At 58.2% G+C, this 17,094-nt stretch carries 11 protein-coding genes; 2 read left to right on the forward strand and 9 right to left on the reverse strand.

What is annotated here, in order from left to right; all coding sequences use genetic code 11:
* Position 1: 1 nt before the first annotated feature.
* The 6 genes from ABWQ00_RS04670 to ABWQ00_RS04695 form a co-directional block, all read right to left on the reverse strand.
* Positions 2 to 1,762 carry an ATP-binding protein gene (locus tag ABWQ00_RS04670; RefSeq protein ID WP_353237511.1) on the reverse strand — a complete coding sequence of 587 codons (1,761 nt, stop codon included), beginning with the start codon at positions 1,760 to 1,762 and terminating at the stop codon, positions 2 to 4.
* The gene (locus ABWQ00_RS04675; protein ID WP_353237512.1) at positions 1,759 to 2,703 is read right to left on the reverse strand and encodes an SIR2 family protein; all 945 of its coding nucleotides are present in this window, start codon (positions 2,701 to 2,703) and stop codon (positions 1,759 to 1,761) included. The genes ABWQ00_RS04670 and ABWQ00_RS04675 overlap by 4 nt, the downstream gene beginning before the upstream one ends.
* Positions 2,704 to 2,815: 112 nt before the next feature.
* Positions 2,816 to 5,692, reverse strand: a complete 2,877-nt coding sequence (locus tag ABWQ00_RS04680; RefSeq protein ID WP_353237513.1) for a site-specific DNA-methyltransferase — start codon at positions 5,690 to 5,692, stop codon at positions 2,816 to 2,818.
* 12 nt (positions 5,693 to 5,704) lie between these two features.
* The gene (dinD, locus tag ABWQ00_RS04685; RefSeq protein WP_353237514.1) at positions 5,705 to 6,547 is read right to left on the reverse strand and encodes a DNA damage-inducible protein D; all 843 of its coding nucleotides are present in this window, start codon (positions 6,545 to 6,547) and stop codon (positions 5,705 to 5,707) included.
* Positions 6,544 to 9,612: a BPTD_3080 family restriction endonuclease gene (locus ABWQ00_RS04690; RefSeq protein ID WP_353237515.1), complete on the reverse strand. Its 3,069-nt coding sequence runs from the start codon at positions 9,610 to 9,612 to the stop codon at positions 6,544 to 6,546. Before ABWQ00_RS04690 ends, dinD begins: the two co-directional genes overlap by 4 nt.
* Positions 9,613 to 9,695: 83 nt before the next feature.
* Positions 9,696 to 10,595 (reverse strand): DMT family transporter, encoded by a 900-nt coding sequence (locus tag ABWQ00_RS04695; RefSeq protein ID WP_353237516.1) that lies wholly within the window; start codon positions 10,593 to 10,595, stop codon positions 9,696 to 9,698.
* A gap of 131 nt (positions 10,596 to 10,726) precedes the next feature.
* Here ABWQ00_RS04695 and ABWQ00_RS04700 point away from each other — a divergent pair, with 131 nt between their 5' ends.
* The gene (locus tag ABWQ00_RS04700) at positions 10,727 to 11,710 is read left to right on the forward strand and encodes a quinone oxidoreductase family protein (protein WP_353237517.1); all 984 of its coding nucleotides are present in this window, start codon (positions 10,727 to 10,729) and stop codon (positions 11,708 to 11,710) included.
* 59 nt (positions 11,711 to 11,769) lie between these two features.
* Here ABWQ00_RS04700 and lspA read toward each other — a convergent pair whose 3' ends face one another.
* From lspA to ABWQ00_RS04715, 3 genes are all read right to left on the reverse strand, one after another.
* Positions 11,770 to 12,285 (reverse strand): signal peptidase II, encoded by a 516-nt coding sequence (gene lspA / locus ABWQ00_RS04705; RefSeq protein ID WP_353237518.1) that lies wholly within the window; start codon positions 12,283 to 12,285, stop codon positions 11,770 to 11,772.
* 31 nt (positions 12,286 to 12,316) lie between these two features.
* Positions 12,317 to 15,184 (reverse strand): isoleucine--tRNA ligase, encoded by a 2,868-nt coding sequence (ileS, locus tag ABWQ00_RS04710; protein ID WP_353237519.1) that lies wholly within the window; start codon positions 15,182 to 15,184, stop codon positions 12,317 to 12,319.
* Positions 15,185 to 15,316: 132 nt separating this feature from the next.
* A complete protein-coding gene (locus ABWQ00_RS04715; protein ID WP_353237549.1) occupies positions 15,317 to 16,354 on the reverse strand; it encodes a bifunctional riboflavin kinase/FAD synthetase in 1,038 nt (345 codons plus the stop codon).
* Positions 16,355 to 16,533: 179 nt separating this feature from the next.
* On the opposite strand from ABWQ00_RS04715, the gene ABWQ00_RS04720 reads away from it, so the two are divergent.
* Positions 16,534 to 17,091 carry an HNH endonuclease gene (locus ABWQ00_RS04720; protein ID WP_353237520.1) on the forward strand — a complete coding sequence of 186 codons (558 nt, stop codon included), beginning with the start codon at positions 16,534 to 16,536 and terminating at the stop codon, positions 17,089 to 17,091.
* Positions 17,092 to 17,094 lie beyond the last annotated feature (3 nt).

The raw sequence follows: 17,094 nt of genomic DNA on the forward strand, positions 1-17,094 counted from the left end.
GTCACGCGCCAATATTTCTGGTCTGACTGCGCAAGGCCTCGACGGCGTTTGCAAGTGCAGCCACATCAGGCGCCTGTGCTCCCCAGTCCTTCCAGAAATCACGCGTAGCACTGTCCGGCGGGACAGTCGGCAGATCTAGCTTGATCCGCGATGGCAGCAAGACAGCATCGCCAAGCATCAGGGCCTCGCCGGTGTCCAACAGCGGAAGTACGCTAGTCAGGCCAGCCAATGAGTCGGGCATCAAACGCTTGATAACTCCTTGGTCTGCGTCATTGGTCAGACGCAAAGACAGGAAGTTGTTGCATTGACTCAGGATCGTCCTACTCACATCGGATGGACGTTGACTCACCACCAGTAACGAGAATCCGTACTTGCGGCCTTCTTTCGCAATCCGCTCAAAGGCCCCAAGGGCCTGACGCTGAACAGCGTCGGCATCATCACGCACCGGCAGATACAGGTGGGCCTCATCGCACAGCAAAGTTACTGGCGTTCGCTTTTCGGCGGCCATCCAGAATTGCACGTCATAGAGCAACCGCGCGAGCGTTCCAGTGACCACAGGCAGAACGTCAGCCGGGACTTCTGAAAAGTCGATGATCTTGATGCCTTTGCCGCCGTTCGATCCGAGCAGTTTGGCAATCTGCGCGGCAAGCCAGTCATACGTATTAGCAGCAGCAGGCGGCGTAAACATGAAGCCATAACGACGATCTTCGAGCTTGGCCTCCATTCGAGAAATAAACCTTGTGAGCTTATCTTCCCACTCGCCCTTGACCGGCCCAGTCTTGCCGACGCCTTTTGTCGTGTTGTCTGTAATCAGAATATCCAGCAAGTCTTTGATCGCATACGGAATTGGGGAATCAACGGTGAAGGTTTTCGCAACTTCATTTTTTCCTTCGGCCTTGAGTGTCGCCTCCTTCAACGCACGAACGTGGGACGTGAACCGCGACGCCTGATTGGGTGCATTCTGGTCGCTGCGGTCGAGGATCATTGACAGCATCTCGTCACGGTTCAGCAGCCAATAGGGCAGAAATAACGCATCATCTGCCGGTGCGGCCAGTTCGCCTGGGCCAGCGATGCGAAGCCGCGTGGCGAAACCGCCCTTGCTCTCATCGGCCAGCGGGGCATACTCCCCGTGCATGTCGAACACCAGAATGTTCGGAAACTTGAGCTGAGCAGCCCTCTCAAGAATCAATGCCACCGCGTAGCTTTTTCCGGAGCCCGTGCTGCCCAAAATCGCGGCATGCCTTTGAAAGAACTTGTCGCCGCTGGCAATTGCCTCCGCAGTTCTGTCTGCGACGAACACTCCCAACTTCAATCGTTCATTGGGTGGGTAGTCTGCGCCAAGGATGCCCATGAACCGCTGGAGGTTTGCTCCCTCCAATACGTAGCATTCCCGATCAATCTGCGGAAAGCTATCCGCGCCCCGCTTGAATGTATTCTTCTTCTCACCATCGACAGTCCGAAAGGTGCCAATCAACGCGCCACGTACTGTGTCCGTTGGAACGGCGCTCAACGGCAAGTCATCCCCATCAGCAGGTAACTCGTCTGGCAGCGCATCGCTCAGACTCCGGGTCACCCGCTCGGTGATGGCAATCAGGTATTCACGCTCAGTGCTGCCTTTGATAGCAATCAGGTTGCCGATACCAATCCGAGTCAGTAGAACTGAATTTGAAACATCGACAGCAACACGGCTTGTATCGACAGAGGAAACACGGCCAAGCAAATCTGCCTCGGCAAATTGCAGTGCTGCGGGCGTAGCTGTCATGGTTCAAGAACCTCCGTAACAAATGAATCTACGTCCCACATTCCGATTCCCGGAAAGAAGGACTCTTTTTGCTCAATGATGACTGTGGTCCCGGCGACACCTTCCACCTCAGCATATTCAAGGGCAATGACATTCGCGTGCATCAGCGCCAACTGCCGAGCCACAGTGGACAGCGACCGAGTCAGCATCAACGTCGGCCTCCCCCCTTTGATACAAGGCGACAGATGCGTCTCCAGATGGTCATCATTGAATCCGTAACCAAGCAAGAGGAATCGGCTTGCGCGATCAATAGCATCGTTGGCTTTGGATCGGTGGTGATCAAAAGGACTGTCATATCCGTTGCGAAATTTGTTGTGCCCTGGCGTGATGATCAATCGAACAGCATCAACCAAATCACCGGGATAAAAAACTGGGCGGCCAGCCCTCACGTACCAATCCAAGCTGCCGTGGGGCTTGCATATCAGGGTGCGTGGACGGTAGTGAAACGTTGCCACAGCAGGTCGTTGTTTGACAGTGACATTGCGACAGAAACTCAATTGACTCTCTCGCTCGTTCAGTCGCCCTGCGAAGCGGCCCACAAACATCGTGTCGGCACCAATGTCAGCTTCTTCCGCCGCAATCTCCACCAGTCGGTCGTAGTTCGTTGTGACGATGGTCAGGCCGGCTGCGGGCTTAACCAAGTGGGGCAGCAGTCGGGTCAGTCGAAGCTTTCGCTTGCCCGCAAAGACCTCCGACACGACAGTGCGCTCACTTTCAGCAATTAACCTACCGGTGGCGGTCGCAATTGCCAACTCAACAGCCGGAGTTGGTGGGACAGCAAGAAGCGCACCTTCTAACCCTTTTGTTGCGAACAGTGCCGATGCTCTAGCCCATGTCGTGGCGTCATCTCCAGACAGCGTACCTCCGACCTGCTGCTGCAGATAAGTGGCCAGCGCGCCCATGCCAGGCAGCCCTTCGGCGCACGATAGACCAGATCCCACAATCGTGACCAATCCGTCACTAAGGTGTTCTTGGAGTCTTACTTTTATTGTGTGAAGGTCCATCTGATTTCCCTCAGATTTTGAACACCTTCATCACCTCATCCCCAAGGTGATTGATCACCTTGACTGCAATGCGCCCAGACTTCGGCTTGTCAAACACCCTTGACGTATCGCTGTTGAGTGACTCCCAGGCTTCTTGATTGATCTCAGCCTTGAGCGTGGTCTTGAGGGATTTGTAGGGGTCGTTGGCACCGAGGAAGTAGGCGTGGCGGACGAAGAAGCTTTCTTCGTTGTAGTCGGTGTCGATGAACCAGCAGGCGATGCCGTCGGCGCCGTCGCTGCGCACTTCACCTGTGTTGGGGTGGAACACGTCCACGCCGTTGACCTTGACTTGAATCTGTTCGCCGCTTTCGATGATGTCGATGTCGGGTTCACCGAAGATAACGAACAAGTTGCCTTTGCCTGTGTTTTTCAGGTCATCGGCCATGTGCAGGTCGGCGTTCATGCGGGCCTTGAGCACGGGGATGCGGCCGAGTTTGGAGAACTCGCTGCTGTGTGCGTCGTAGTTGAAGGCGCAGGCGATCAGCACGTCAAAGCCTGCGTCCCCCGCTTCGCGGGCGGCGGTCACCAAGTCGGGGCGGCTGACGGTGCCGAACTCGGGGCCGATGAAAATGCCTGCCCGTTTTTCTGTGCCGCCCTTGCCTTCGGCATCAGCGCCTTCCATGTATCGGCCTTCGGCGCACACGTATTCGCCAGGCCAAGGCGTGAGCGACGTGAAGTTGATCTTGTCGGTCTTGTGCGCTTGCTGCACACCTGCTGTGCGCAGGTTGTCCAAGATGATTTGCGCAAAGTTGCGCTCGTACGAGCCGCCTTGCTCTTGCGCGGCGGGGTCGATCAGGTTGTCGTCTTCGTCCACGCCCAGCACGCGGTGGGGCAGCAGGCTCTCCACGGTGAAGGGTCCTGCCACACGCACCTTCTTTTTGTCTTCGTAAGGGCGGTCGTACAGGTATTCAAAGTCGGCCTTGGCGGCAATCGATGCGTCAATTTCTTGCTGACGGGCAATGCGCTGCTTCCACCAGTCGGCATGCAGTTTTTTGGCGGCATCGCTCCACTTCTCGCCCGGTTCGCGAGGAATTTCCCATTCTTGCCATTGCGTTTTGAGGGTTGCGTTCAGTTGCTCACGCAGCGGCTCCAGCAGGGCTTGGTAGTGGTCGTAGATGACGTCGATTTCAGTGTTGTTGGCAATGCTTTTGAGCGTGATGTGCGGCACGCGTTCGTACACAAAGCCCTGACGGATGTTGCTGTGGGTGGCGTGGCTCTTGGGTGCGGTGCGCGTGACTTCGCCTTCTTTGGCTTGACCTTCTTTGCTGTCGGCCAGCAGATAGAAGGGGTAGCGTGCGCCCATGATGCGGGCGCGTGCCAAGGCCAGTGCGACGCGTGAGGTGTCGATGGTGATCCAGCGGCGGCCCCATTGTTCTGAGCAGTATGCGGTTGTTCCTGATCCGCAAGTAGGGTCGAGTACGAGGTCACCAGGGTCAGTTGTCATCAAGATACAACGCTCAATAACGCGACGAGCAGTTTGAACTACATATTGTTTATCTTCGCTCCAGCCCGCAATGGCGGTATCAGTCCAGACATTACTTAAAGGTAGTGCGGGAAAGTCGCCAAGAAATCGTACATAGTTCATTGACGTACTACGAATGTAAAGCCGGTGTGCTTTATCAAGACGTTCCATGCCAATAAGACTGGTTTTCCACCCGCCCGAGCCAGGAAAGAAGTCGCGGTTGTTTAATCGATAACGAAATCTAGTTGAATCACCACCTGATTGTGAGGTTAGGTTATCAATCCTTAATGCAGATGAAGAAATTTCTTTGTTCAGTCGATCTTCCTGTGTGAGTCGTATTACTTCACCTTTATTTGTTCGTCGATATGCATATTCACCAGCTCCTTGGCTTGCATGCGATTTTTCAAGCATTAACTGTCTAAATTTTGCCGTTGTCTTGTTTTTGGAATACCAAATTAGAGTGTCGAATGTACTTGCGACAAAAGAAGATGTGGCACTTGATGTTTTTGCGAATGCAATTGTGGCTATGTGATTGTTTTCCCCAAAAACCTCATCCAAGACCGCCCGTACGCGGTGCACGTTCTCATCCCCAATCTGAACAAAGATCGAGCCTGATTCGGTCAGCAGATCACGCGCTACGGTCAGGCGGTCGCGGATGTAGCTCAGGTAGGAATGGATGCCGTCCTTCCAAGTGTCGCGAAAGGCTTTCACCATTTCGGGCTCGCGGGTGATGTGGTCGGCGTTGCCGTCTTTCACATCGCGGCTGGTGGTGCTCCACTGAAAGTTGCTGTTGAACTTGATGCCGTAGGGCGGGTCAAAGTAGATGCATTGCACTTTGCCGCGCAGGCCTTCGCGTTCGGCCAGGCTGGCCATGACTTGCAGGCTGTCGCCCAAGATCATGCGGTTGGACCAATGCTGGTCGTGCGCATAAAACTCGGTTTTGGCGTCGTCGTCAGGCAGGCCGTTGAAGTCTTTGGCCATGTCGGCAAACAGGTCTGCCGTAAAGCCTTGTTGCTCGGGCTCTGTGGCTGCTTTGGCTTTTTCAGTTTGTCGCTTGAGGTCGTCGATCAGCACCTTGGGGTGCACTTTTTCCTGGATGTAAAGCGGCGGCGCGTTGACCACCAAGTCGCTCCAGTCTTGTTGGTCTTTGCCTCGCCAGACCAGCTGCGGGTCCAGGTCGCGGTTGCGGTCGTTACGTTCGTCTTGTAGCGGTCCAGCGGGTGCACCGCGCTCGTAAGTCACTTGCACTTGCTGCTGGTGTTCGCGCTGCACCACCGACTGGAATTCGGCGGTGGGGATGTTTTTGCGGGTGTCGTCGGCGTGCTTGAGCGTTTCAACCTGCAGGTCGGCTTTGGGTGCTTTGGGGGTGGTTTTGCGGGTGGCCATGGTTTGTTCTTGTCAGTTGTCCAGGGTGTCGGGCTTGTTCAGCGATTTCTTGTCTTCAGACTGCAAGCGCCGTTCGACCTTTTTGACGTCTTCTTCCGGTGGCAGGCTTTCGGGGCGAATGCCACGTTCGAGCAGGGTGTTGCGCACCGCTTGGTTGTTGGTGATGTGCTCTTTGGAGATTTGCCCCTCACGGTCCATCTGGTGCTGGCGGGCGTTGAAGATGGTGATTTCGGTGGCGAAGTCTTTGGCCTTGAGCAAAATCGTGGGCGCAAAGTCGGCCAGTGGGCGGCTGTCGGGCACTTTCCACTGGGCTTTCATGGCCTGGGTGCTTTTGCCAAACAGGGCATGGTCGCCCTTGCTGCGGATCAGGGCAAAGTCCTGGTTTCCGCCGGTCTGCTCGTAGATGACTTGTGAGAGTTCTTTTTCTGTCTCAGTGAGTTTTTTGCGTGCGTGGATGCGTTCGGCATCCAGCATGCGTTGCTCGATCAGCTCGGCCTTGCGGGTTTGCACTGCAAAGTAGGTTTGGGCAAATGCAATTTCAGGCTTGCGAGGATCACCGTTTTGTGCAATCAGGTAGCACGCATAGCGGGTGAGCATGATGTCGTCGATTTCGCGCTGGCTGCCGGAGCCCAGGTCGACCATTTTCCTGACGTCAGGAAAATGGTTGTCGATGTCATGTCCAGAGACTTCGCAAGCTGTTTTGGCCTTGTTGACGACATTCAGGAAGTTTTCCCACTTGGTGTAACCAAGCAGATGCTGGATGTCTCTTGCAAGCCAGTATTCGACACCACTTTCGGTTTGTTGTGCATGGCCCTCAAAGGTGTCGGTGAGGGTTTGGACCATTTCTTTTTTCATGGTGTGGCTCCCGTTTTGACCTTGTTCAACATGGCATCGAATTGCGCCTGCACTTTGTCGCCAAAATCTTTTTGCATGGCGTACACGTCGGTGAATTCGGCAAAGGCCCAGCGGCCGTATTGGCGGGCGTTGTTGACGCCGGGCAACCAGCGGGTTTCCATGGCGGCTTTTTTGTCTTTGGCGTCTTCGCCACGGTAGCCTTTGATCTCGACCACCAGATTGAGCAAGTCATCCTGGCCATGTCCATCGTCCACGCGCAGGATGAAGTCGGGGCGGTAGCGGTGGGTTTCGGCGCCCATCAGGTAGGGCACTTCAAAGCCAAGGTTGTGGTTTTTGACGTAGCTGCGGACTTGGGGGTGCGCTTCGGCGGCGCGGCAAAACTCGGCTTCCCAGTCGCTGTCCATGATGAGCCAGTTGAGGTGGCAGTGTTGGGCGCTGGCCTCCCAGCGGTCGGTTTTGCTGGTGGTGAAATTCACATGGGCTGTGCTCCCCACGGGGTTGTAGGGGTCGAGCACGGCCTGAATCTGGCTGTTGCCTTGGGCCAGGTTGGCGCGGTCGATGGCTTGTTTGATGCGTTCGCAGGCGCGGTCGGCCAGCTCCAGATAGAGCAGTTGCGCTGGGTAGGTGTCGCCTTTGCAGTCCAGGTGTTGGTCCAACCATTGTTTGACGATGCGTTTGAGCTGGCCAAACAGGTGCAGCTTGGCCTCTTCCCCGGGGTCGCGGAACTTGGTGTACAGAAGGCGGTGCGTAAGGTGGTACAGCAGGGTGGAGGTGCGCATGTCCCGGGTGTGGGCCAGCGTCAGCTCGACGCCTTCGCCAATGATGCCTTCTTGCCGGGTGATGGAGGGGCCAACCAGCTCGGGCGTGAGCACCAAGGTGGAGTCGTCGTTGAACACGGCATCGAGTGTTTCTTCGGGCAGCACCACGCGGTAGCCCTGCACACGGGGGAAGCGGATTTCGTGCGCGTCGCGCTCGGGCTTGATGGCTTTGACGTGGACGGTCTCTCGGGGCTTGACGGGCTTGGAGATGGTGGGCTCGGCGTTGAAGTCAAACGGGATACCCAGAACGTCGGCGTATTCGACGTTGAATTTGCCTTCTTCGTTCAGCTCGTAGGACTGGCGGCGCAGGGCTCGGCCAATGACCTGTTCGCACAGCAGTTGGGTGCCAAAGGCCCGCACTCCCAAAACGTGGGTGACGGTGTTGGTGTCCCAGCCTTCGGTGAGCATGGACACGGACACCACGCAGCGGATGGATTCGCCCAGCTTGCCGACTTTGCCCACGGTGTTCATGACTTCGCGCAGCAGCTCGGCGTCGGTGATTTTGCTGCCCGCTTGCTGATCGCCCGTGCGTTCGATGATGTCGCGGCGGAACTGCTCGATCTCTGTGCCCGCCATGTGGCGGAAGTTGTCGTCCAGGGCTTCGCCGCTTTCGAGCTGTTCGCTATCGATCAGCAGGGTGCGGGGGCGGGCCAGTGGGTCACCGTTTTGGTCGTAATTGGAGAACAGGGGCAGGGCACCCAAATAGGGTGGCGGCAATGTGCCGTCGGGGTTGGCTGCGGGCTGAAAGCCCGAGATGTAGTCATAGACCAGTTTGGAGGCCGAGGTGTTGTTGCACACCACGATGAAGCAGGGTGGCACACGAATGCCTTCGGTCTGCCAGAGGTCGTAGGTTTTTTCATAATGGCCGTACAGGGCCTGCAATGCGGTTTGCAGTTTGGTGGGCAGCTTCAGCGGGTCCAGGCCTTCGGCTTTGCCCCGGCCTTTTTTGGGCATGTCTTTGCTGATGTTGTCCCACAGGTTGCGGAAGATGGGGACTTCTGCGCCGGGAATGTTGTCGGCCACGGGCACACGGGGCAGTTTGACGATGCCGCACTCGATGGCGTCCATGAGCGAGAAGTCGCTCATGGTCCAGGGGAAGAGGGTGCCTTCCACATAGCCAGAACCGCGCAAGAAGAAGGGCGTTGCCGACAAGTCGATCACGCGGTTCACGCCCAACTGGCGTTGCACGGCTTTGATGCCGTTGATCCACAGGCGGGCGGCTTCGTTGTTTTCTTCAGCTTCTTTTTTGTCGTCGCCTTTGAGGTCGTCGGTATCTTCAAGCTTGACGGGTTTTTCCTGGTAGCAGTGGTGGGCTTCGTCGTTGATGACCATGACGTTTTTCAGGCCCATGAGTTCAGGCATGACGCGCTGGATCATCTGGCCTTCGGTTTCCATGGTGTCGAGCGCTTGGCCACCACGGCCTTGCAGGAGTTGCCTGCCGCCTTTGGATATTTCGATGCGCTCACGCATCTTGAAGGCGTGGTAGTTGGTGATGACGATCTTGCATTTTTCAAGTTCGCCCATCATGTCGCTGGGGATGAGTTCGCGGGTTTTGTAATAGCTGTCTGCGTCGTTGGGCAGCAGAACGCGCAGGCGGTCTTTGATGGTCAGGCCGGGGGCGACGAGCAAGAAACCGCGTGTGTATTTTTTGCTGGTGGGGTGACGAGCCCAGTTGATGGTTTGCCAAGCAATGAGCATGGCCATGACGGTGGTTTTGCCAGCGCCTGTGGCCAGTTTGAGTGCCAGCCGCATGACGCCGGGGTTGGCGTCTTCGTTGGCATCGTGCAGGTGGTCAATGAACTTTTGGGCGGCTTTGCCTTTGCCCGGTGCCACTTCGGTGAGCCAGATGGCGGTTTCTACGGCCTCGACTTGGCAGAAGAAGGGCCGCACGCCACTAAAGTCGTGATGCCGCCAGTGCTGGAGCAATCGTGCGGTTTCGGGTGTCACGCCCCAATCGTTGGGGTTGGGAATGGACCGCCATTTGTCCACCTCGGCACGAACGCCGTTGATGATGGCCGAGTGGTATTGCTGTTCTTCAGTGGAGACATCGCTGCCAATGTCTAATTCGGCTTGCGCGTCTTTGGATTTGGGTTTTTTGGGCTTGGGGATGGGCGTGATGAATTCAGCCTGACGACGTGCTTCGACAATCTTTTGTGTGGGCTGCCCCGTTTCATCCAGCTCCCAGTGCTGACTGGGGTAGTCGTAGGGCGAGTTGAGGATGGGTTTTTCGAAGAAGAGGTTGCTCATCCGACTACAAGTTCTATTTTAAAAAAATGAGTTCTATCGTAATCGGAAAATACCTTTTCCAGTGGCTCAAATTGGAAGTTGCCTCATCTCCGCGACGACACCCAGATCCCACCAATGATCAGCGCGAACGCTAGCGCATGAAACAGCTGCGGCAACTCACCCAAAAATGCAGCCGAGAAGATGGCCGCGAACAGCGGGGTGAGGTTGGCAAAAAAACCGGCCACTGCGGGCCCCGCCTGCTGGATGCCCAGGCCCCAGCAGCGGTAGGCCAGCACGGCCGGGCCCACGGCCACAAAGGCCAGTGCACTGACCAAGGGCCAGCCCCAGGTGATGTGGGCATCGGTCAGGCCCCATTCCATGCCCGCAAACAAGCCCGACCAGCCCAGACCAAAGACCACTTGCGCGAGCAAGAAGGCGGCCCAGTCTTGGCGGATGGCCTCCGGTTCGTCTTTGCGCGTCAGCATCCAGCTGTACCAAGACCAGCAGGCTGTGGCCAGCAAAATGAACACATCACCGATGACCAGCCGAACGGCCAACAGCTGCGTCCAATCACCCCGTGACAGCACCACCAGCACACCCACAATGGACAACACCGCGCCGTACATCTGGGCGCGCCGCACCGGGGCCTGAAAAAACAGCGCCCCGATGGCCAGCATCCACACCGGGCCACTGGCGGCCACCAAGGTCACGTTCAGCGGTGTGGAAGTTTGCAGGGCCAGGTATTGCAGCGCGTTGTAGCAGCCCACGCCCAGCAAGCTGAGCAGCGCAAAACGACGCCAGTGCTGCCACAGGCCACTGTTGCGCTTCAAGACCCAGGCCGCCAAAGGCAGCAAGAGAAACAAGGCCACAGCCCAGCGTAAAAAGTTGAGCGTGATGGGCGGCACCAAATCGCTGACCAAGCGACCCACCACCGCGTTACCAGCCCACAGCAGGGGCGGAATGGTCAAGAGCAAGGCGGTTATGGGCGAGAGTTTCTGAGTCATGCGGCACTGTATCGGTATTCGGGTTTTCCCGCTGTCGCCAAACTGTCCCCCAACTGCCCCTTTTACCGGCTCAGGCTCGCGTTTCGTGGCAAAGTGTCCGGTCTGTCACCCCATTCCAACAGGAGAACACCATGAGCCTTGCAGTCCAAATCGACCAGAACGGCGGTCCCGAAGTCATGAAACTGGTCGATGTCGCCGTGGGCGAGCCTGGCCCCGGCGAGATCCGCATCCGCCACAAAGCCATCGGTCTGAACTTCATCGACGTCTACCAGCGCAGCGGCCTGTACACCTTGCCCATGCCCCTCAAGCTGGGCATGGAAGGCTCGGGCGTGGTCGAAGCCGTGGGCGAAGGCGTCACGCACCTGAAGGTGGGCGACCGTGCAGCCTATGCCAGCCAGCCGCCCGGCAGCTACTGCGAAGTGCGTGTGATGCCCGCCAAGTGCGTTTGCAAACTGCCCGATGCGATCTCGTTCGAGACGGGTGCGGCCATGATGCTCAAGGGTTTGACGGCGCAGTACTTGCTCAAGCGCACTTTGCCCCAAGGTGGATTGAAGGCGGGTGACTTTGTGCTGTTCCATGCCGCCGCTGGTGGCGTGGGCCTGATCGCTTGCCAGTGGGCCAAGGCCCTGGGCCTGCGCTTGATTGGCACGGCCGGCAGCGATGCCAAGTGCGCCTTAGCGCTGGCCAACGGTGCCGAGTTTTGCATCAACTACTCCACGCAAGACTTCCAGGCCAAGGTGAAAGAGATCACCGGTGGCAAGGGCGTGAAGGTGGTCTACGACTCGGTAGGCAAAGACACTTGGGACAAGTCGCTCGACTGCTTGGCACCGTTTGGTTTGATGGCCAGTTTTGGCAATGCCTCTGGCGCGGTGGCCCCGTTTGCGCCCGGCATTTTGGGCCCCAAGGGCTCCATTTACGTGACGCGCCAGACTTTGTTCAGCCACATCACCACCCGCGAAAACACCCAGGCCATGGCCGATGATTTGTTCGAAGCCGTGACCAGCGGCAAGGTCAAGATCCACATCGACCAGACCTTCCCCTTGGCGCAAATTCAGGACGCCCACATCGCCCTGGAAGCCCGCAAAACAACGGGCTGCACCATCATCACGCTTTGATGGTCCGTTTGAATTGAAAAAGCCCGCTCAGGCGGGCTTTTTTTAATCTCGGATTCGGCTCAACGCCCGCGCCGCACCCGCAGGATTTCGTCGAGGATCAGCAGCGCAGCGCCCACACTGATGCCGGCATCGGCCACATTGAAGGCCGGGAAGTGCCAAGTGCCCCAGTAAAAGTCCAGAAAGTCGACCACGTAGCCGTGCAGCAGGCGGTCGATCACGTTGCCCATCGCACCGCCTAGGATGAGCGAGATGGCCAAGCTGAAGAGTTTTTGACCGGGGTGGGCATGCAGCATCCAGACGATGAAGATGGCCGCAGCTACGCCAATACCAGTGAAAAACCAACGCTGCCAGCCGCCCGCACTCGCCAGAAACGAGAACGCTGCGCCGTGGTTGTGCACCCGCACCAGGTTAAAAAACGAGGTGATCGGGGTGCTGTCGCCCAACTGGAAAGCACCCAACACCAGCACTTTGGTGAACTGGTCGAGCACCAGCACCAAGAGGGCAATGCCCAACCAAAGCGCCATGCTTTGGCTTTTGCTGGCATAGCTCTTGCCGATTTTTTTGCTGCTGGCCATGGGTTTGCCTCGTGTTGTTGGTGCGTGAAGCTCAGGCTACGCTGCGGGTTTCGCCAGCACCGTGCAGGTTGCTCACGCAGCGACCGCAAATCGTGGGGTGGTCGGCGTCGTGTCCTACGTCGTCGGCGTAATGCCAGCAGCGCTCACACTTGGTGGCTTGGCTGGCCGCTACTTGCACTTCGAGTGTGTCGCCCGCTAGCAAAGTCACTTTGGATGTGATGAACACGAACTTGATGTCTGCACCCAAACTTGCCAGCAGGACGTGGTCGGCGCTTGGCGCAGTCAGCGTGATCTCCGCTTGCAAGGAGGCACCCACTTGGCCTGCGGTGCGCAAATTTTCGATGTCCTTGTTGACCAAGTCGCGGATCTCGCGGATCCGGCTCCATTTGGCCAAAAGGGCGATGTTTTGTGCTGCATCGGTCACGCCGAAATCACCGAAGGTTTCCAGGAAGATGGATTCCGATGTGCCGAAAGTTGTCCAAGCTTCTTCGGCCGTGAAAGACAAGAACGGTGCCATCCAGCGCAGCATGCCGTGGGTGATGCGGTGCAGCGCGGTTTGCGCGCTGCGACGGGCCAGCGACTTGGGGGCTGTGGTGTACAAGCGGTCCTTGAGCACGTCCAGATAGAACGCGCCCAAGTCTTCCGAGCAATAAATTTGCAGCTTGCTGACGACAGGGTGGAATTCGTACGCGTCAAAGTGGGCGCGGATGTCGGCTTGCAGCTGCGCGGCGCGGGCCAGGGCAAAGCGGTCGATTTCCAGCAACTGGTTGTCGGGCACGGTGTCGTTTGCGGGATCGAAGTCGCTCACGTTGGCCAATAAAAAGCGCAGCGTGTTGCGGATGCGGCGGTATGAGTCCACCACGCGGGCCAGGATTTTGTCGTCGATGTTGAGGTCACCCGAGTAATCGGTGCTGGCCACCCACAGGCGCACGATTTCAGCGCCCATTTTGGAGGTGATGGTTTGGGGCTCCACAGTGTTGCCCAGCGACTTGCTCATCTTGCGGCCTTGGCCGTCTGTGGCAAAGCCATGCGTCAGCAGGCCTCGGTAAGGGGCGCGGTCGTACAAGGCGCAACCCAGCAGCAGCGAGCTGTGGAACCAACCGCGGTGCTGGTCGTGACCTTCGAGGTACAGGTCAGCTTCGGGACCTTGTTCGTGGAAGGGCGGCACGCCGTAAGCGTCTTTGTGGCTGGTGCGCAGCACATGCTGGAAGGTGGAGCCGGAGTCGAACCAGACTTCCAGAATGTCGGTGCTTTTGGTGTAGTGCGGGGCGTCGGCTGCGCCCAGAATCTCTTCCACCGTCACGCGGCTCCAGGCTTCGATGCCGCCTTTTTCGACGATGTCAGCGGCCTGATCCAGGATGGCCATGGTGTTGGGGTGCAGCTCGCCCGAGTCTTTGTGCAGGAAGAAGGGCACGGGCACGCCCCAGCTGCGCTGACGCGAGATGCACCAGTCGGGGCGGTTGGCGATCATGTCGCGCAGGCGGGATTGGCCGTTTTCGGGATAGAACTGGGTTTGCTCGATCGCGTCGAGCGCCAGCTGGCGCAAGGTCTTGGACGCTTTGTCTTGGGTGAAGACCCCAACGCCTTCGTCCATGCGCACAAACCATTGGGCCGCGGCGCGGTAGATCACGGGGGTTTTGTGACGCCAGCAGTGCGGGTAGCTGTGGGTGATGGTCACGGTGGACAGCAAGCGACCCGCATTGCGCAGCGCTTCCAGCACCGCGGGAATGGCTTTCCAGATGTGCAGTCCGCCAAACAGCGGGAAGTCTTCTGCATAGGTGCCGTTGCCTTGCACCGGGTTCAGGATGTCGTCGTACTTCAGGCCGTTGGCAATGCAGGAGTTGAAGTCATCCACGCCATAAGCGGGCGAGGAGTGCACCAAGCCCGTGCCGTCGCTGTCACTGACGTATTCGGCCAGGTAAACCGGTGACAGGCGCTTGTAGCCGGGATCCACGTCGTGCAGTGGGTGGCGGAAATTCAGACCGCCCAGCGCCGTGCCCTTGGCGGTGGCCAGCACCGTGCCGCCTTGCAGGCCAAAGCGCTCGAGGCATTTGTCGACCAGCGACTCGGCCAGCACCAAGCAGCCCTTGTCGGTTTGCACCAGCGCATAGGTCAGCTCGGGGTGGGCGTTGAGGGCTTGGTTGGCGGGGATGGTCCAGGCGGTGGTGGTCCAGATCACGGCAAAGCCGCTTTGCCCAACAGGAAGAGACGTGAGGCCAAAGGCCGCAGCCAATTTGGCCGCATCGTCGGTCTCAAAGGCCACGTCCAGCGTGTCGCTTTGTTTGTCTTGGTATTCGATCTCAAACTCGGCCAATGAAGAGCCACAGTCAAAGCACCAGTAAACAGGCTTGAGGCCACGGTAAACAAAGCCACGCTCGATCACGCGTTTGAAGGCGCGGATTTCACCGGCTTCGTTGGCGAAGTCCATGGTGCGGTAGGGCCGCTCCCAGTCGCCCAGAACGCCCAGGCGCTTGAAGTCTTCGCGCTGTTGGCCGATTTGCTCGGTGGCAAAGGCGCGGCTCTTGGCCTGCATGTCGTCTCTGGACAATTTGCGACCGTGCAGTTTTTCAATCGCGTTTTCGATCGGCAAGCCATGGCAGTCCCAACCGGGGATGTATTGCGCGTCAAAGCCAGCGAGTTGCTTGGACTTGACGATCATGTCTTTGAGCACTTTGTTGAGTGCGTGGCCGATGTGCAGCTTGCCATTGGCATAAGGCGGGCCGTCGTGGAGCACGAACAGCGGGGCACCCTGGCGGGCAGCACGCAGCTTTTTGTACAAACCACCGTCGTTCCACTCGTTCACCCAGCCCGGCTCGCGCTTGGGCAGGTCGCCCCGCATGGGAAAGGGGGTGTCCATCATGTTGATGCGGGTGTCAGGGTTCTGCGTTTTGTCGGTCATGTTGCGTCAAGTCGAGAGGGCTTCGACAAGCTCAGCCCGAGCGGCTCAGCCGTTCGGAAAGATCAAGAGGGGGTGGGCCGTTGAAGTCGTTCGCCCTGAGCCTGTCGAAGGCGGCAAACGAGGGCCGGAGCGTCAAATTCGGTCGCGGGTGGTTTGGCGGCTGGTTTCACCGTGGCGGGAAGCAAACCACGCTTGTGCGTCTTCACAGTCTTTGGCGATGCCCTTTGTCAGGGCGTCCAGACCGTCGTACTTGAGTTCGTCGTGTAATTTATGCAGCAAGTCCACGCGGATGATTTTACCGTAGCCCCCCTCGGCCCCCAGTTGGGCAGGCCAGCCGAAGGCATGGGTCTCCAGCAGCACACGTCCGCCATTGACATCATTCGGGTCCAAAGAGGGGCGGATGCCCAAATTGGCGACCCCGCGCAAAGGCTGATCTGTCAGGCCATGCACCTCGACCACGAAGATGCCGCTGGCCGCGGGCTTCCAGTGCGAAAAACGCAAATTCAAGGTGCGAAAGCCATCGCCTGCGCCATCGGCTGAGGCGGCCAATTCACGGCCGAGCTTGCGCCCATGCACCACATGACCGCTGATGCTGTAAGGGCGGCCCAGCAGGGCCTGCACCGCTGCCATGTCGCCCCGGTGAAGGGCCTCGCGCACGGCAGAGCTGGACACGCGCAGGCCGCGCACCTCGTAGCTGTTCATGCGCGCCACGTCAAAGCCCAAGTTTTGTCCGGCCGTGTCGAGCATGGCGTAGTCGCCCGCGCGTTGGGCACCAAAGCGGAAATCGTCGCCCACCAGCACATAGCGAACGCCCAGTCCGCGCACCAAGACCTGATGAATGAAGTCATCCGGCGACTGGCTGGCCAGTTGGGCATCAAAGGGCAAGACCACCACTTGGTCGATGCCGCAGCGCTCGAGTTCTTGCAGTTTGTCGCGCAGGGTGGCGATGCGGGCCGGGGCCAAATCGGGCTTGTTCAGGGCTTTGGCAAAGTAGTCGCGCGGGTGGGGCTCGAAGGTCATCACGCAGCTGGGCACGTTGCGGTGCGCTGCTTCGCTGCGCAAAAGCGCCAGCATGGCCTGATGACCCCGGTGCACGCCGTCGAAATTACCGATGGTCACAGCGCAGGCGGGGGCCAGATGGGGGTGGTGGAAGCCGCGAAAAACCTTCATGTTGTTTTTGATGCCCAGCCGCAGTTCTGGCCGCTCGCCAGCTTTCACGGATTTGTCTATGTAAGAGGGTATATTGTGACTGAGCCCGATCACCGCAGCCTGTCACCAAAGGCGTGTGGACCGATCGAGACGGGACTTTTCGTGTCAGTGGTTTTTTAAACTGTTGGATGGAGGCGTCTGTGAAGGTTTTGAAACTCTCGGCCCAAGGCTTGCCGCAATCGTGGATCACGCTGGAGCAAGCGGTCACCCATTACGCCGCCGACGAGGTGCGCTGGGAGGCGGGCCAGCAAGTGGCCGTGTTCCACGGTGGACACAACGCGCTGACCGGCCAGCAATCCATCATCACTGTCAACAGCATCATCGGCACCCAAGGCGTGCCCCGCATCAACCCATTTGACATGCGCTCGGGTTTGACCAACCCCAAGTTGTTCGTGCGCGATCGCAATGTCTGCGCATATTGCGGCGGGCATTTTCACGAATCGGTGCTGACCCGTGAGCACATCGTCCCAGTCAGCCAAAAAGGCCCTGACCACTGGATGAATGTGGTCACCGCTTGCCGCTCTTGCAACCACCGAAAAAGCAGCCGTACCCCTGAGCAAGCCAAGATGCCCCTGCTGTATGCACCCTATGTGCCCAGCCTGTGGGAGGACTTCATCTTGCGGAACCGCCGCATCTTGAGCGACCAGATGGAGTTTCTGATGGCGCATGTGCCCAAGAGTTCGCGTTTGATGGCATGACCC

It is taken from the genome of Limnohabitans sp. (assembly GCF_040400975.1).
In the GTDB taxonomy this organism is placed as follows: Bacteria; Pseudomonadota; Gammaproteobacteria; order Burkholderiales; family Burkholderiaceae_C; genus Limnohabitans_A.

Excerpts from the sequence above, each read along its gene's own strand:
- ABWQ00_RS04700 (WP_353237517.1), top strand. The coding sequence starts at position 10,727 with ATGAGCCTTGCAGTCCAAATCGACCAGAACGGCGGTCCCGAAGTCATG.
- dinD (WP_353237514.1), bottom strand. The coding sequence starts at position 6,547 with ATGAAAAAAGAAATGGTCCAAACCCTCACCGACACCTTTGAGGGCCAT.
- ABWQ00_RS04675 (WP_353237512.1), bottom strand. The coding sequence starts at position 2,703 with ATGGGCGCGCTGGCCACTTATCTGCAGCAGCAGGTCGGAGGTACGCTG.
- ABWQ00_RS04680 (WP_353237513.1), bottom strand. The coding sequence starts at position 5,692 with ATGGCCACCCGCAAAACCACCCCCAAAGCACCCAAAGCCGACCTGCAG.
- ABWQ00_RS04690 (WP_353237515.1), bottom strand. The coding sequence starts at position 9,612 with ATGAGCAACCTCTTCTTCGAAAAACCCATCCTCAACTCGCCCTACGAC.
- ABWQ00_RS04715 (WP_353237549.1), bottom strand. The coding sequence starts at position 16,354 with ATGAAGGTTTTTCGCGGCTTCCACCACCCCCATCTGGCCCCCGCCTGC.
- ileS (WP_353237519.1), bottom strand. The coding sequence starts at position 15,184 with ATGACCGACAAAACGCAGAACCCTGACACCCGCATCAACATGATGGAC.
- lspA (WP_353237518.1), bottom strand. The coding sequence starts at position 12,285 with ATGGCCAGCAGCAAAAAAATCGGCAAGAGCTATGCCAGCAAAAGCCAA.
- ABWQ00_RS04695 (WP_353237516.1), bottom strand. The coding sequence starts at position 10,595 with ATGACTCAGAAACTCTCGCCCATAACCGCCTTGCTCTTGACCATTCCG.
- ABWQ00_RS04670 (WP_353237511.1), bottom strand. The coding sequence starts at position 1,762 with ATGACAGCTACGCCCGCAGCACTGCAATTTGCCGAGGCAGATTTGCTT.